The following is a 16,612-nucleotide window of genomic DNA, read 5'->3' as shown; positions in this document are numbered from 1 at the left end:
GAGCGGGCCCATCTGGTTGGAGTCTCACTTCGAAGGTCTTCACCGAAACTGAGGGGATCCACGATGCGAACGTTCATTAGCCCAAATCCTGGAGCGATCCATAGCTCAGTTCATCAATTCCTGAAGTCATCCATGTGGACGATGGCACTCCTTGCCACCATAGGCTCAACTGCCAGAGCTCAGAACACCGACGATGTTCGCCAGCAGCTTCAGGACCTGAAAAAGCAATACGAGCAGACCACTCTGGAATTTCAGAAGCGCATCGCCGACCTCGAACAAAAGATCGACAAGCAGAATCCGCCCAACCCAGAGCAAGCGAGCAAGCCGAAGGCCCCGGAGTCACCAACCACGGCAGCACCACCACCATCGGTCACCGCCAGCACTTCAGCGACACCAGCACCAACGTCGTCTACTCTACCGACAGCAACAGCATCCTCCACTCAAACACCTGCCCCCACACCCAACCTCGCCGTGCAGACAGCCAAACAAGTCTTTCTAGGCGACACAGAACAGGTCGGGCAGAAGTATCAGGGCGACGTACCTTCAGAGCCAACCTACGACCTCTTGAACGAAGCCGACATCAAAATCAGAAAACTCACCGAGCAAGTCAACACCTTCGAGTTCCACGGCTACGTCCGTTCGGGTGCGGGCGAAAACGGTGAGGGCGGCCAGATGGTGGCGTTCCAAGCCCCAGGCGCACCAGCGAAATATCGTCTGGGCAATGAAGCCGAGACTTACAGCGAGTTAATCTTCGTCAACAACTGGGCCAATCCCGACCGTGTCCCCGGCGCCGCATGGTTCAAAACCGAGTTCCTCGTTCAGGCCAACACCACCAACTCCGACACCTACGCCAACTTTCCCAACCAGGTCGGCAACGATCAGTTCCGGCTGCGCGAGGCCTTCGTCCAGGCCGGCAACCTCTTCGCCTCACAACCCGACGCAAAGTTCTGGGCCGGTGAGCGCTACTATCGCCGTCAACACGTCGAGATCGACGACTTCTTTCCCCTCGACACAAGCGGTTACGGAGCTGGCGTCGAAGACTTGAATGTTCACATAGGCCGGATGGCGGTCGCCTACCTCAGCGCTGCACGGCCCGACTTCATCACGCAAAACGGCACGTACTCAAAGAACAATCTCGACGTGCGCTTCTACGATCTCAAGGCACCAGTCGGTCTGCTAGGCGGCTGGTTCGACTATGCGAATCAGAAGGGCGGCACGACGACAACCGGTGTCGTCCTGCCCACTACCAACGGCTTCGCCGGAGGCATTCGTTATCAAAATCTCGAGTGGCATGGCGGATACAACGCCATCACAGTCCAGTACGGAACCGGTGCAGCCAGCAACTTCAGCACCTCCCTCGCCTTCCCCAACACCTTCCAGAGCAGCTCCGAAAGACTGCTCGTCACAAACCACATGGTCATCCAGCCTAACGACAAGTTCGCCATCATGCCCATCTTCGTCTTCCAGCGACTAAGAGACGGCGACGGCACCCACGGCCACAACGACTGGGAATCATTCGGCGCAAGGCCGGAGATCTTCTTCACCAACTATCTCTCTCTGGCCTTCGAAGCTGGATTCGACCACACCGACGGCTACAACGCAACGGTGAACGGCCCCGTCGAAGGCTGGCTCCGCAAATACACCATCGCTCCACAAATTGGCGCAGGCCGCAAGTTCTTCAGCCGCCCCCAACTCCGAACCTTCTTCACCTACGCCGACTGGTCCAACGGATTCCGCGGTCTCGTCGGCGGCGTCCCCTACAAAAACAAAACCGCAGGCATCAGCTACGGAGTACAGGCCGAAACCTGGTGGTAGCCAAGCGCAGCCGTGGAACATCAAAGCGGTGCCGCAAAGAAAGACGCTGTTAGTCGTGGACGAGTTGAATGAAGTCAGCAGCCGAGAGGACGGTGGCCCGCGACGGAAATAGCTTTGTAAGGAGAGCCTCGTGCAGATCCGCATCAAGATCAGCACAACAGTCCTTGATGACCGCGATGCGGAAATCCGCGTCGCTAGCCTCAAGCAGAGTGGACAAGACAACGCCACTGGTAGCGATGCCGAACAGCACGAGAGTACGAATGTCGTTGGCGCGAAGAATCATCGCAAGGTCAGTGCCGGTGAAAGCGCTGACACGGTGCTTGATGACAATGACTTCGCCATCTGCAGGAGCGAGCGCCGGATGAATGTCGCCCAACGGTTCCTGAAACAAGCTCTGATGTTGCGGAGAAGCCTTGACCGCCCCAAACAGTTGGTTCTGGGAACTAATCTCAGGAAGACCCGGCCGAAAACCAACTTTAACGTGGATGACAGTTATACGGGATGCGCGCGCACGACTCAGAACGCTGGCAGCCCGCGCAACAAACCCATCCTTATCACCCTTGGTATAGATGGAGACGATATCGTTCTGGCAATCCATACTCAGGACCGCACTACGAGCCGGATCAATCCGCAACACCTCAGACATAACACCCCCCAAAAAAATCGCAGCACACTCGTGGCGAATCTGATTGTATCGATTTGAACCACTGGAACTGTTACGCTGCTGACAGGCTCAAAGCAGGGCGGCAATCGTAGTTGGCAATCGTGCAGTTTGAAGTCGAAATGCGGGTCAACCCGGGAATCGAAAAAGACCGAGTACCAGAGCATCGGAATTTACAATGCTTATGTCTGTGTGTCGGTCAACGCGGCTCACGTGAGAGCATTGATGGCATGATATTTCCGCTCCTTGGACTGTTCATCATCTCCGCCATCGTCCTAGGGCTTATTGCTCTTGATGAAGTAGTGAAATGGAAAAGAGGCGGCCGACGCCCAGCACTATGGCATTGGGCGGTGCTAGCGATAGTGAGTATAGTGGCACTTTCACTCATCGCCCTTTGGGTAGGCGAGTATCGCTTCGAAAGCAAACAACGCCCAGTATTTCAAATTGACCCACTACCCAATTCCCAGCAGTGTCTCAGCTTGGACTAGACGACTGTTCTCAAAATTCCGGACTTTGCAGGAACTTCAATTTTTCCACCGTCATCCCAACCTAAAATGATCGCGGGAGATACAGCGCATGCCGCTTGAAGCATTTTCAGGAATATGGAATTTCGATCGAGACCTTTCTCAACTAAAGTCTCCACCTTCGCAATGGAAGCAAACCATCCAGATTGAGGGTGATCGTGTTCGCGTTGAGGAACAGATCACACGAGAGAATGGCCGCTCCGCCGTAGAAGTCTATGCGGCCTTCAATGAAGAGTTCTACGAGGTCAAAGGATCGCCGCTGGTTGATGAGATGTCATATTTCTTCGACGGTGAGTCAATCCATGGCACCGGCCGTAAGCAGGGTGTTGTGATCTTACGTGAGATCGTCAGCTTACCGACTTCAGATATCCTACGGTTATTGATGCGCCTGTTCCTGAATGGTAAGGAGATCCCGCTCGGCGAGGCGCTGTTCCGGAGAGATAGTTTCCGAACCGAACGCTAGAGCTTTGATCCCTGAAAACTGTGTTATAGATAACTTTTGATTCCCCCGAAATGCAGTCTGGCCACTACAAGATCTTCGACTCGCTTTGGTCCCATCCGATACCCGGTGATACACTAAAGGTTAGATTGGTGACAGTGTTGCAAGGCATAGCGGACAGGTCCTCGGCCGCACCGATCCACACATTCTCCGGACATCCCCGGAATCGAAGAGGTAACAAGCAGCCCCGATGGTCATTCTTCTCGTAATCATTCATGTAGTCGTCTGTCTCTTCCTCATCGGCGTCGTACTCCTCCAGCAGGGCAAGTCAGCCGACCTCGCCGGCGCATTTGGCGGCCAGGGTTCACAGACAGCCTTCGGTCCCCGTGGTGCCGCGAACCTCCTCACTAAGCTGACCACCTACTCCGCAATCATCTTCATGCTGACCTCCATCGGTCTCACCATCCTGCTCTCCCGCGCCAGCGGCGACCACTCCGTCCTCTCCGGCACCGCGCACCCGACCAGCCAGACGACCCCAAAGAAGTAACCAACTCACGATCTTCCAAATGCGCAGGCCAAATGGCTTGCGCATTTTTCATGTTTGAGAGCAACGCCGCTCTCTTTGTTTGTCATTCCCGAAGGGAATCTGCGTTTTGCAGTCTCTACACCATAGGAAACTTGCCATAAACACGCAGCGAATAGAACCGTTCATCACCCTCCAGGCAGACATAGATTCGATAAACGCGTCTCCGCTGCCTCTAAAATAAAGACATGATCCACGAAGTCATTCCCGTCGGCCCCCTCCAGTGCAACTGCTCCATCCTCGGTGACGAAACCTCCCGCGAAGCCATCGTCGTCGATCCCGGCGACGACATCCCCCGCATCATGGCCCTGCTCGCCAAGCACCACCTCACCGTCAAGCAGATCGTCATCACCCACGCCCACATCGACCACATCGCCGGAGCCCATCGCCTCAAGCAACTCACCGGCGCACCCATCCTCTATAACCAGAACGACCTGCCCTTGGTCAAAATGATGGACGTCCAGGCCGGATGGCTCGGCATGCCCACCCCCACCGTCCACGCTCCGGACGACACCCTCGACGACGGCAAACTCATCACCATCACCGGCCTCACCGGCTCCATCCTTCACACCCCCGGCCACACCGAAGGCAGCGTCTGCCTCTACCTTCCCGACCAGACCCTCCTCCTCGCCGGCGACACCCTCTTCGCAGGCTCTGTCGGCCGCACCGACCTCCCCGGAGGCAACACGAATAAGCTCCTGTCATCGATCCACGACCGTCTCCTCACCCTCCCGGACGAGGTCACCGTCATCCCCGGACACGGTCCCCGCACAACAATTGGAGCAGAGCGCGATTCCAACCCATTTCTACAGTGACAACAAAATCAACTATTTAGGTAGAAAACAAAAACCAATACTTTACATCCAACACATGAACTAGTAACTACCGTGGTTCAACCCAGTTACCCTTTTGATGCCCTCTATTCCCCTCGTAAACCCCCCAGTCGGCCCCAGCAAGCTCACCACCACCCGACCCGACTCAGCGATCCCATAGAAACTCCCGGGATGCACCACCACTCCCGCCTCCCGCAGCAACACCTCAGCCGAATCCTCCGCACCAACCACCTGCGGCAGACGCAAAATGGCACTCCACCCCGCCTCCACCTTCAGCACATCGACCCCACCCTCCACCGCCACCCGCAGATTCCCCCGCACCCGCTCCTGAATCTGCCTCTGAATCCCCAGCCTCCCTTCCAGCCAAACCGGCAGCGCCTGCTGCACCGGAGCGTTCATCGACAAAAACGTATCCGCGACCACCTCCAGCCGTCCCATCGCCTGCCGCCGGTCACCCTCCGGACCCAACCCCACAATCCACCCAACCTTCATCTGCGGCAACCCAGCGATCTTGCTCATCCCGCTCAGCACAAACGTCACCACCGGATGCGGCCCCACCGCAAAGCTTCTCAGCCGCGCTCCCTTCGCCAGCGGATAGTCCAGAAACACCTCATCCACAATCAGCGCCAACCCATGCCGCGCACAGATCTCCTCAAGCCTCACTCTCTCGGTCCCCGCCGTCGCATGCCCAGTCGGATTATTCGGATGCACCACAACGATCGCCTTCGTCCGCGGCCCAATCCTCCGCTCCAGCTGCGCAAAGTCGATCCACCATCCATAGTCATAAAACAACGGATAAGACCTTAGCGTCACATCTTCCAAGTCCGCCAGAAAATCAAACAGCGGATAGCTCGGCTGCGCGACCAGCACCTCATCCCCGGCATCGCACAACAGCCGAAACAGATACCCATAGCCCTCACTCGTACTGGTCGTCATCACGACGTCATCCGGATCGACATCGCCCCCATAATCCGCGTAGTACCCCGCCACCGCCTCCCGCGCCAACCGCGTCCCCCGCGGATCGGGATCATACGTCAGAGCCCCTATATCACTGAGCGGAGCAAGAATCGCCCCAGCGTCATACTCAAACCCACACACAGTAGGGTTCGACACCGTCAGATCAATCAGCTCCCGCCCCGCCGCCCGCGCCTCACGAATAGCAGCCGCAAACCCACTCTCCCCCACATCCCAACCCGTCCGCGCTGAAAACCGATAGCTCACTCCTACATGCTAATGCGAAGCCACCACCCAACTTCACACCGCCAATGAATCACCAAACCATCCCTTACAATTAACTCTCCTATGAACACGATTCAGGCAGTCCTCTTCGACTACGGCATGGTCCTCTCCGGTTCACCCGACCCCGCTGCCTGGGCTCGCATTCGCTCCATCACCGGCCTCGCCGAAGAGCCTCTCAGCCACGAATACTGGGCCCACCGTCACGCCTACGACCGCGGCGACCTCAACGCCGAGTCCTTCTGGCACAAAACAGCGTCAGGCGCAGGCATCGTCATCACTCCCGCGCAACTCGCCGACCTCATCGCCGCCGACACCGACTACTGGTCCACCATCAACCCTCCCATGCTCGCCTGGGTCGAGAGCCTCCAGCGCGCAGGCATCCGCACCGGCATTCTCTCCAACATGCCCGACGCCATGGAAGTCGGCCTCCGCGCCCGCCACCAATGGATCGAAGCCTTCGACCACCACACATGGTCCCACGCCGTAAATCGCGCCAAGCCCGAGCCCGAGATCTACCAACACGCCGCCGAAGGCCTGCAAACCCCACCCGAAAACATCCTCTTCATCGACGACAAGGCCGAGAACATCGCCGCCGCACTCGCGGCAGGCATGCAGGCCATCCAATACTCCGACCACACCACCTTCGAGCAGGAGATGCGCGCCCGTGGCCTCGACTCTCTCCTACAACTTGAGCGTCATTCGGCCTCCCAAAACGGGAAGCTATAGTACTTCCGTAACGTCTTCCTCAACTTCCTCCATCACAACCATCGTCACGCAACGAATATTTAAGGTCAGGCTGCACCAGCGTACTGCCCGCAGCCAATACACATGAAGACACCGCGCTCTCCCCGACGTCTCGTTGCCGGCCTCTGCGGCTTCATAGCCTTAATCCTCATCAGCCTTACCCTCCAGGCCCAAAGCACGACCCCGCCCACCGCTCCCCAGCAACTACTCTTCGCCGGACTCCTTGGCTCCTCAAACTCACAGCTCAACGCTCAATTCAACGCCATCCAATCCGACGCCTCCGGCAATCTCTATATCCTTCTCGACCAGAAGGACGGCGTCCGCCTCCTCAAGACCGACCCCACAGCAACCAACATCCTCGCCCAGGCCCACTTCGGCGCTAGCGGCGACATCGGCCTCGCCATGGCCCTCGATCCCGCAGGCAACATCTGCATCACAGGCACCACAACCTCCGGCTCCATCGCCTCCACCGCTGGCGCAGCCTTCCCCAGCGCGGCCGACACTTCTATCAACTCCTTCATCGGCAAGTTCGACCAGAACTTGAACCCAATCTTCATCACCTACGCCGGCAGCCCACGCACCGCCGCCGCAGCCATCGCCGCCACAGCCGACGCCGTCTTCATCACCGGCAGCATCTTCGGCTCCACACTACCCGTCACTCCGTCCGCCATCATCCAGACGCCCGCATTCGGCTCCCTCCAAAACGGCTTCGTCGAAAAGTTCAACGCAAGCGGAACATCCCTCCTCTACGCCACCTACCTCAGCGGCCAATCCGCCAACAGCCAGCCCGACAACACCGCTCCCTCCGCCATCGCAGCCGACTCCGCCGACGACGCCTACATCGCCGGCTTCACCACCGCCACCGGTTACCCCACCCTCAACGCCCTCATCCCCAACATCGTCCCCGCCACCCCCAACACCACCTCCGGCTTCCTCACCAAGCTAACCCCCGGAGGCGACGGCATCCTCTTCTCCACCTTCATCCCCGGCCCCGGCATCACCTCCATCGCCATCGACCCCACCGCGCAAAACCTTCTCGTCTCCGGGTCCATCGCCCCCGGCCAATTCCCTATTGCCACCGTCGCCTCTCCTCTCGTCAACACCAACTACCAGACCCTCCTCCGTCTCTCCCTCGACGGCAGCACCGTCCTCGCCTCCACGCTCCTCGCCCCCGGCACACAATCCACCGTCACCGCTGCTCCCAACGGCGCAGCCTGGATCTCAAGTACCGAAACCATCCCCGCATGGCTCCTCCCTCTCACACCGCTATCGACCATCGGCAACAGCTATGCCCTCCGCGTCACCCAACAAAACACAATCGACCAAACCATCCGCTTCGGCGGCCTCCCCACCACCAACCCAAACTTCGCCAGCGCTCCCGTCGCACTCACCGGCATCACCACCGACGCCACCGGCCAGCCCACCTTCGCAGGCAGCGCGTCTCCCACCGCCAGCACCACGCTCCTCAGCACCGAAACCTACGACCTGCCCCTCACCAACACACCCACCCCCGCGCTTCCTTCAAACGTTCGCTCAGCCGCGCTCTCCCCAAGCGCATGCACCGGCAGCAGCCTCTGCGCAGGCTCAGCCGCCTACCTCGCGAAACTCAACCCCACCACCGCCGCCGCCAGCCTCGCTCTCTCCACCGACTCCCCCAACATCACCCTCCGCAACCTCGGCAGTCTCGCCGCAACGAACGTACAACTCACCGCCACCAACTTCACCATCGCAACCAACTGCCAAACCACACTCGCGCCCGGCTCCGAGTGCAGCGTCGCGCTCACCAGCACAAGCGCCAACCCCGGCACCCTCACCGTTCAAGCCGCAAACGCCACAACCCAAACCGCGACCCTCGCCGTCCCGACAACAAACCCCAACCCAATCGTCTTCTCCCCCAAAGAACTCGACTTCGGCATCCAAACCGCAACCAGCCCAATCGCCACACGAACCGTCACGGTTACAAATCTGAGCAACGCCCCTCAAACCTTCGCCTCACAACTCGGCAGCAACCAAAGCACCCCTTACATCTTCGCCGAATCCTCGAGCGACTGCCCCAGCACCGGCCCCACCACCAAAACCCTCGCCCCCGGAGCGACCTGCTACATCACCCTCAGCTTCACCCCATCGTCAACGCCCGCCAACGACGGCTTCGCCCAGATCCCTTGGACCATTGACACAGCCACCGGCACCCGCGCAGTCCTACTCACCGGATACACCCAGGCCGCCGACCTCAATCTATCCGCGACCGAGATTGACTTCGGCACCCAATTCGGCACCCCAGGCAACACAAGCCCTCACCTCCCGCGCTATCTCTACCTCTCCAACAACTCCGCCAACCAAATCACCCACACCCCGGTCACCCTGCAATCCCCTTTCACCCTCACCGACAGCTGCCCCACCACTCTCGCCCCACACAGCGTCTGCCAGCTCGCAATCACCTACCAATCCGCCGTCGCTCCATCCGCCGACGCGACCACCCTCACCCTCGACGAAGGCCTCACCGTCCTCATCAGCGGCACCACGCTGCCCCCGTCCACCGGCATCGGCCAATCCGTCAATCCCAACCTCACCGTCTCCCCCACCAGCATCAACTTCCCTACCGCCGTCCTCGTCACCACCACCTCCAGCACCACGCAAACCGTCAACATCGGCAACACCGGCGCCGTCGCCTTCCCACTCGCCCTCACCCTCACCGGCGACTTCACCGACACCACCGACTGCACCGCCACCCTCCCCGGCAACTCAACCTGCACCGTCGTCATCGCCTTCGCACCCTCGCAGTCCGGCACGCGCCAGGGCCTTCTGTCGGTCACAACCGGCAGCTCATCGACACCCACCTTCGTCTCGCTCAGCGGCACCGGCACACCAATCCTCTCCACCGGCAATAACACCCTCGCCTTCGGCAGCGTCATCGTCGGCCAGCCCTCCGTCCAGTGGTACAAAATCACTGCGCCATTCCCCACCCTGACAGCAACCACCTCCGCTCCCGACTTCAGAGCCATCCTCGTAGAAGACACCGGCTTCAGCCACGGCCAACCGCCGCCCTCCGCGTTCCTCAGCACATTCACAGGCACCTGCACTAACTGCTGGCTCGGCGTGCAGTTCACCCCCTCCACGCCCGGTCCCCAAACCGCCTCCGTCACGCTCTCATCCAGCACCTCCGGAACACCCGCCCCCCTCACCCTCACAGGCACTGGCCTCGCGCTCACCGGCCTAATCCTCAACCCACTCACACAAGACTTCGGCTCCGTCCCAGTACACAGCATCAGCGCCCCACTCCTCTTCACGCTGACGAATCTAACCGCAGCCAACACCTCCATCACCAACCTCGCGTTCTCAGGCGACTTCGCCCTGAGCACCGCACCCTCCGGCGGCCAACCCTGCAGCGGGACCCTCGCCCCCAACGCCTCCTGCTTCTTCAACGCGAACTTCGCCCCAACAACAACCGGCCAACGCACCGGAACCATCACCCTCCAAACCTCCACTGGCCCGATCACCGCAACACTATCCGGCTTCGGCACACCAGACCCCGGCCTGGCATTCAATCCCACCTCACTCATCTTCAACAACGTCCCCGGCCTCACCGCCACGCAACAAACCATCACCCTCACCAACACCGGCACCGCCACTCTCCAGATCGCCACTCCAACCAACACCACACAAAACTTCTCCTCCACCACCAACTGCACCACCCTCACCCCCGCCGCCACCTGCACCATCACCGTCTCCTTCATCCCCACCACCGCCACCGTCACCGACACCCTCCAACTCCCCGTCACCAGCTCCCCAACCGGCCCTACCACCTACACCATCCCGCTCACCGGCGCCTACACCACCGAATCTGCAGGCCTCCAGATCATCCCCAACCAGGCCGACTACGGCCCCGACCCCACCACCACCCTCGGCAGCACCCGCCAGTTCACCATCAACAATCTCACCTCAAAATCCCTCGCCCTCAACATCGCGCTCCCCCGCCAGTTTCTCCTCAACGGCCCTGCCTGCGCAGCCCTCGCCCCTAACGCCTCCTGCAACTTCAACGTCACCTTCCTCCCCCTCACCAACGGCGACATCACCGGCACCCTCTTCGCCCAAGCGAATCCCACCGACGGCTCCGCCACTCTCAACGGCCTCGGCTTCGTCGAAGGCTATGGCATCGGCCCCGCGACCCTCACCATCACCGGCAACATCATCCCAAATCAAAACCCCTCCCAGCGTGTCCTCAACTTCGGCCAAATCCCCTCCGGCCAAAGCGGCACCCAAACCCTGACCCTCACCAACAGCGGCACCACGCCGCTCACCATCCGCCGCCTCACCAGCCAGTGGCCATTCCTCATCACCGCAACCACCTGCGGCGCTACGCTCACCCCCACGCAAAGTTGCACCGCCACCCTCATCTACACACCCACCAACCAGGTCGCCACCGGCACCACCTCGCCGCTCCCAACAAATGACACCGGCACCCTCACCATCGAGAGTGACGCCCTCACCGCCCCCGACCTCATCAACCTCACCGGCTCCGCCGCCCCCATCTCCGTCGCCGCGCCCACCAACAACGCCCCCCTCATCTCCTACGCCCTCTCACAAAGCTCCCTCACCTTCCCCACCACCCAGGTCGGCAACGCCAGCAACTCACAAACCGTCACCCTCGCCAACACTGGCACCACCACCATCCACATCACAGCCCTCCAAACCACATCCGACTTCACCTTCGAGAGCAACTGCGGCAACGCTCTCCTCCCATCCGCAAGCTGCATCATCATCGTCACCTTCGCCCCGCAGCCCGTCGCGTCGAACACCACCAACAACCGCATCTCCGCCATCCAGATCACCTCCGACTCCAGCAACGCGCTCGACTTCATCAGCCTCCTCGGCACCGCCACTCCATCCCCAATCACGATCACTCCCATCAGCCTGAACTTCGGCTCCGTCCAACTCACCAACACCACCACACTCCCCCTTCAAATCACAAACACCGCGACCACCCCAGCCATCTTCCAAGGCATCACCGCCTCAGGCGACTACTCCGCCACCAGCGACTGCCCCACCCCCGGCAGCCCGCTAGCCCCCGCCACAAGCTGCACCGCACAGATCACCTTCACCCCCACGCAAACCGGAACCCGCACCGGCCTTGCTAGCGTCGCGACCTCTCTCAGCACCCTGCCAATCAACATCCCCCTCACCGGTATCGGCATTCAGTCACACCTTCAAGCCGTCCCCTCCACGCTCAACTTCGGCGACATCGCCGTCGGAGCCTCCGCCGCCCAAACCCTCACCCTCACCAACACCGGCACCGCTCCCATCACCAGCCTCACCCTCGCAGTCACCGGCGACTACGCCATCACAGTCCCCTGCACCTCGACCACCCTCGCCCCCGGCAACAGCTGCGAACTCACCGTCACCTTCACCCCCACCGCACTAGGCCCACGTAACGGAACCCTTAGCTCGACGAACTCCCCGCCAATCACCATCCCCCTAACGGGCACCGGAGTCCCCAGCGGCACCTTCACCCTCACCGTCAACGGAGCCGCCTCCGCCACCGCAACCATCCCCAGCGAGCAAGCCGCCGACTACACCCTCCAACTCACTCCACAATCCGGCTACATCGGCACGGTCGTCCTCAACTGCACTCCCATCACCATCGCACCCAACGCCACCTGCTCGCTCCTACCCTCGAGCATCGCCCTCAACGGCGCCCCACAAAACTCCATCGCAAACATCAACACCGTAACCGAGTTCGTCCCCACCCCAACAACAGCAACCACGCACCAAAATCACTCACACATCATCTTCTGCCTGCTACCCGCATCATTTCTCTTCTTCTGGACCACAAAAGGATCTCGCCGCAAAAAAACGCAAGCGTTCCTCCTCACATCTCTCATCACCTTAACGAGCTTCTGGATCTCCGGCTGCGGCCGCGGCGGCACCGACCCCAACCTCCGCTTCACCCCACCCGGCACCTATCAATACCAGATCACCGCCAGCTCCACCACCGGCGTCCAACTCACTCAAACCGTCACGCTCAACCTAATCGTCACCGCCGCCCACTAAGCGTCACGCAACATCTCGCCTCGGCGCGCCTTCTGCCACCAGCAACACAGCCCCTGCAAACAGCAGCGTATCCCAGACGTAGTTCGCTCCTTCCAACACGGCGGGCACCCCAGACGCCATCAGCAGAATCGGCAGATAAAGAAACAGCGTAAGCAGCGTCATCACCAAACCCACCGCCGTCGCCCCATCGCGGCAGTATCTCCGAATCAACATCGCCACCCCGCCCCCGATACAAACCAGCCCTGTCAGCAGCGCCCACACATGAGGCCCCGGAACCCACGGCGGCGTCAACTTGGCCAACGGAACCCCCGGCGCAAACTCCGGATACAAAATCAGCTCCACGCCGTACACCATCAACACAGCGGCAAAAACAACTCGCCCAATCCACACCCACACATTCTCGCGATCTCTCGACCACAACGACCCCGCAAGCGCCAGCGCACCTGCACCAAAACAAGAATCCCGCAACGCCACATTCCAGATGATTCTGTCGTGCCCATGTGCCACCGCATTCGGCAGATGGATCATCACCACAAATAGAAAAAACATGATCGCAAGCAGCGTCGCTGTCAGACGAACACGTATCCCCAACGCCAAACTAAACGCCGCAGCGATCAACGCAATGCCGACGAAGTACACCCAGAACAAACGCACCGGCATCCACACCGGAACAGCCCCAAGTATCATCCGTCCGAGCACCAGATGCTCCGCCCCAAACGCCGCCAACGGCGCCGCAAACAGCACCCTGCCTACCGCAACCAGTTTGTCCAGCCCCACCGCCGCCTGCAACTCTCTCCTGGCGGCAACAAATCCGACAACAAGAACAATCACTCCCGCAACGCAAATCCAGATATTAGTACTCGCTGGCACAAACACCTCTTCCATTCACAATTTCTGACGCGCTACCGAATCTTCTTCCAAAGCAGATCTTCGTTATTCCTGCGATCAACCATCATGTCCACGCGCCCCGCCGCATCCCGATGAAACAACCGCCGCCCCTCCACTCCCACACGAAAAAACAGATCCGGTGACTCCGGCAAAAGTTGGTATTGCTTCCCGGGATTACGCTGCGCATACAACTCACTACCCTGCCGCGTAACCGTAATCACGTTCCCGGGCGCCAACTCATACGCCCCCACATAGTCGTTCAGCATCGCCTCCGCAACCGCTCCCACAGCCGGGTCTTCGTAGTACCGCAACGTCTGGCTCGCAACAATCTGCCATGCCTGATTCCGATACAGCCACGTATCCGTCGAGTGATAACGAGCATGCAACTCCCGTCCAAATACCGTCTCCACCTCATCGCAGTCGTAACTCAGAATCGCAACGTTGGCCGCAAACAGCGACTTCGGATGAACCACCCGAATCGTGCCGCTATACCCCGCCGGCAACGGCTGCAGATCCTCCATCAGCGCTGCCTTGTCCATCGCCCTGCCCTTCTCATCGAAGAACATCGCATCCTCTGCGACAAACTTCTTCCATGGCGCCTCATCACCAGGACCAACCGCATCGTACAGTTCTTGTGTCCGCTGAACTAGCACCACTTCTGTGATCTTCGGCATATCCACTCCGCGCGCCGCCGGGCACACGAAGACAGTCACAACCAACGAAGCAACCAGACCTCGCTTCATCTCACTCTCCTTCAGACGACGCCGACCAATGCTCTGGTTCCTAAATACGCCGCCCGAAGCTCAGAGTTCCCTCTTCAGATCGGTTGTCTCACTAGACTGATCGCCTCACTGTCCGTACAGTCGATACCGAATCCAATACGTCCCATTGCTCCAATCGATCCGCGTCCCATCTCTGCTTATCGTCCCCGTGATCCTCGTTCCCTGCCAGTTCGTTGTCACGCCCCACTTGCCATTCAGTGATCCGGTAGCCCTGTCTCCAACTTCGTTCTGCAGCGTCAGATTTCCCTTCCGCTGCTGAATCGAACACTGCAGCGATCGATTCCCATTCGGATACCAGTTCCCATTCAGATTCGGCGTTCGATACCCACCTCCACCGCCGCCGGAGCAACGAGCCCAGAACGTCCCATTCGACCAGTTGATCCTCCGGCCATCGCCACTCAGCATCCCCGTCACAAACTGCCACTCCGGCGCACTAATCTGATTATTTCCCTGCAGATTTCCAATCGAAGTGCTTCCACTCTCATTCGTCAGGTTCAGCATCGGCCCGTTACTGCTGATCGAGGCCTGCTTCGAAGGATCTCCCTGCGCGCACCACGCCCCCAGAAACCCCGCCGACCCCTGCTGATTATTTCTACGCTGCTGATCCTGCTGCTGCCCCTGCTGTGACGGATCCGGCGGCGGCCCCTGCGGAGCCGGCGCGTCCGACGGCATCGTCGGCATGCTCGGCATCGGCGGGCCCTGCGGTATTGAAGGCGCCTGCGGCGGCGCGGGCATCAGTTGAGCCATCCCAACAACAGACCCAACACTAAAGAAGACAACGCCAAGCAACAATCCATCCAAAGCTGCTCTCACGAAGCGAACTGGACTCATTACGGCTCTCCTCCCTGCTCGAAAGCGAAGCCATTATCCTTCAGCACGGCACACCGAAGACAGAGAAATCGAGCACACGTTATCGCTCGCCGTTCACGGCGATGAAAGCGATCAATCCAGGTGGATTGGTCCCCCGGGGAGAGCCAACAACTTCTTCACTACGTCAGACAGACGCATAAGGTGCTCCGACATCTCCCCCGCCAGAGCCTTCGTGTCGCCGCTGCTCAAGCCCTGTCCCGCCAGGTACACAACATTCGTCAGGCTCTGCAACGGATTATTGATCCTGTGCGCAAGATCGTTCGCCATCGCGGCAGCAGCAGTGGCCCGCGCCCGATCCATCAGAAGTCTCTGCTGCCGTTGCTGCCTCACACCCATCGCAGCAAAGTTCGCCAGCACCTGCATCATCCGAACGTCGTTTGCGTCGAACGCCTCATCCCGCCCATGCGCCATAACAAAGATCGTGCCCCGAGTCTCACCCTCATCCCACGGAAGCAGAATCCCATCGGTCACCTCAGGCGCTACGACCCCCAGCAGATCGAAGAAACGCTGCGTCACACGAAACAGTTGCGGCCGCCCCCGCTCCAGACAAACTCCACACGCACTTGGCCAACGCGGAAGCACGGCATTCAAAAATCCCGAGTACGCCCCCGCAGTAGCGACCCACTGATAGAAGTCAGCATCGCTCCCGTCCCCCCGCTCGATGCTGATGCCCGAACTGTCCGCCCCGCACAACTCCACCGCCGCATTCACCAACTCCTGCAGAACCGTATCCGACTATCGACAAAGGCACGCGCCACCCGTCGCATTCCTTCCATCTGGGTCGCTGCGTCGCGTTCATGCAGGCGCCTCTCCGCAAACGAAGGATCCGTTTGCAGGTCGATAACCTCCAGACCGGTGTCCGTCAAATTCGAAGTCACTACGCCCATGTCGACACTCCCCGTTCCTTGCGGCTATACGACCGACAGATCGACTGTCTGAACGCGATTGACGGTCAGAAACCATCACTCAGATGCCAGGACCAGTTCGTCTTGGGGAGGCCGGTGTCGAATAGATCAGACTGAATCATAAGCGAACCAGCCTAACAACGTAAAAGAATAAAAATATTCAAAATCTATGGCGCATTTTTCGGAGTCTGAAAATGTGTCGTTAAGCCACCACGTTAGCCACACATCCCACCACAAATGCAGCACAAACTACCACGCAAAAAACACGTACTTTTCCAAAA

The 16,612-nt window shown here is 59.7% G+C and carries 13 protein-coding genes; 6 read left to right on the top strand and 7 right to left on the bottom strand.

Going from position 1 to position 16,612, the window contains the following annotated elements:
• Nucleotides 1–63 precede the first annotated feature (63 nt).
• Entirely contained in the window at nucleotides 64–1,815 is a 1,752-nt protein-coding gene (locus tag RBB82_RS19930; protein WP_433972486.1) for a carbohydrate porin, read from the top strand.
• 49 nt (nucleotides 1,816–1,864) lie between these two features.
• On the opposite strand, the gene RBB82_RS19925 is transcribed toward RBB82_RS19930, so the two are convergent.
• The gene (locus RBB82_RS19925) at nucleotides 1,865–2,461 is read right to left on the bottom strand and encodes a cysteine hydrolase family protein (protein WP_433972485.1); all 597 of its coding nucleotides are present in this window, start codon (nucleotides 2,459–2,461) and stop codon (nucleotides 1,865–1,867) included.
• Nucleotides 2,462–3,052: 591 nt separating this feature from the next.
• On the opposite strand from RBB82_RS19925, the gene RBB82_RS19920 reads away from it, so the two are divergent.
• The 3 genes from RBB82_RS19920 (at nucleotide 3,053) to RBB82_RS19910 (ending at nucleotide 4,837) form a co-directional block, all read left to right on the top strand.
• Complete coding sequence (locus RBB82_RS19920) at nucleotides 3,053–3,463, top strand: hypothetical protein (RefSeq protein ID WP_433972484.1); 411 nt, start codon at nucleotides 3,053–3,055, stop codon at nucleotides 3,461–3,463.
• A gap of 226 nt (nucleotides 3,464–3,689) precedes the next feature.
• Entirely contained in the window at nucleotides 3,690–3,986 is a 297-nt protein-coding gene (secG, locus tag RBB82_RS19915; protein ID WP_260738596.1) for a preprotein translocase subunit SecG, read from the top strand.
• Between the two features lie 224 nt (nucleotides 3,987–4,210).
• Nucleotides 4,211–4,837 (top strand): MBL fold metallo-hydrolase, encoded by a 627-nt coding sequence (locus RBB82_RS19910; protein WP_433972483.1) that lies wholly within the window; start codon nucleotides 4,211–4,213, stop codon nucleotides 4,835–4,837.
• Between the two features lie 60 nt (nucleotides 4,838–4,897).
• Here the strand turns inward: RBB82_RS19910 and RBB82_RS19905 are convergent, their stop codons facing one another.
• Nucleotides 4,898–6,076 carry a pyridoxal phosphate-dependent aminotransferase gene (locus RBB82_RS19905; RefSeq protein ID WP_433972482.1) on the bottom strand — a complete coding sequence of 393 codons (1,179 nt, stop codon included), beginning with the start codon at nucleotides 6,074–6,076 and terminating at the stop codon, nucleotides 4,898–4,900.
• Between the two features lie 81 nt (nucleotides 6,077–6,157).
• On the opposite strand from RBB82_RS19905, the gene RBB82_RS19900 reads away from it, so the two are divergent.
• Together RBB82_RS19900 and RBB82_RS19895 are read left to right on the top strand one after the other, a co-directional pair.
• A complete protein-coding gene (locus RBB82_RS19900) occupies nucleotides 6,158–6,820 on the top strand; it encodes an HAD family hydrolase (RefSeq protein WP_433972481.1) in 663 nt (220 codons plus the stop codon).
• Between the two features lie 102 nt (nucleotides 6,821–6,922).
• A complete protein-coding gene (locus tag RBB82_RS19895; protein WP_433972480.1) occupies nucleotides 6,923–12,886 on the top strand; it encodes a beta strand repeat-containing protein in 5,964 nt (1,987 codons plus the stop codon).
• A gap of 3 nt (nucleotides 12,887–12,889) precedes the next feature.
• Here RBB82_RS19895 and RBB82_RS19890 read toward each other — a convergent pair whose 3' ends face one another.
• From RBB82_RS19890 to RBB82_RS19870, 5 genes are all read right to left on the bottom strand, one after another.
• Nucleotides 12,890–13,756: a hypothetical protein gene (locus tag RBB82_RS19890; protein ID WP_433972479.1), complete on the bottom strand. Its 867-nt coding sequence runs from the start codon at nucleotides 13,754–13,756 to the stop codon at nucleotides 12,890–12,892.
• 32 nt (nucleotides 13,757–13,788) lie between these two features.
• Entirely contained in the window at nucleotides 13,789–14,517 is a 729-nt protein-coding gene (locus RBB82_RS19885) for a DUF4440 domain-containing protein (RefSeq protein WP_433972478.1), read from the bottom strand.
• Nucleotides 14,518–14,622: 105 nt separating this feature from the next.
• Nucleotides 14,623–15,387, bottom strand: coding sequence for a hypothetical protein (locus tag RBB82_RS19880; protein WP_433972477.1), 765 nt, complete (start codon nucleotides 15,385–15,387; stop codon nucleotides 14,623–14,625).
• Nucleotides 15,388–15,498: 111 nt separating this feature from the next.
• On the bottom strand, nucleotides 15,499–16,137 hold the full coding sequence (locus tag RBB82_RS19875; RefSeq protein WP_433972476.1) for a GAF domain-containing protein: 639 nt from the start codon (nucleotides 16,135–16,137) through the stop codon (nucleotides 15,499–15,501).
• A complete protein-coding gene (locus RBB82_RS19870) occupies nucleotides 16,134–16,313 on the bottom strand; it encodes a hypothetical protein (RefSeq protein WP_433972475.1) in 180 nt (59 codons plus the stop codon). Before RBB82_RS19870 ends, RBB82_RS19875 begins: the two co-directional genes overlap by 4 nt.
• Nucleotides 16,314–16,612 lie beyond the last annotated feature (299 nt).

The organism is Tunturiibacter lichenicola (assembly GCF_051013355.1).
Taxonomy (GTDB): domain Bacteria; phylum Acidobacteriota; class Terriglobia; order Terriglobales; family Acidobacteriaceae; genus Edaphobacter; species Edaphobacter lichenicola_F.
This window is presented reverse-complemented; position numbering and strand designations above follow the sequence as displayed.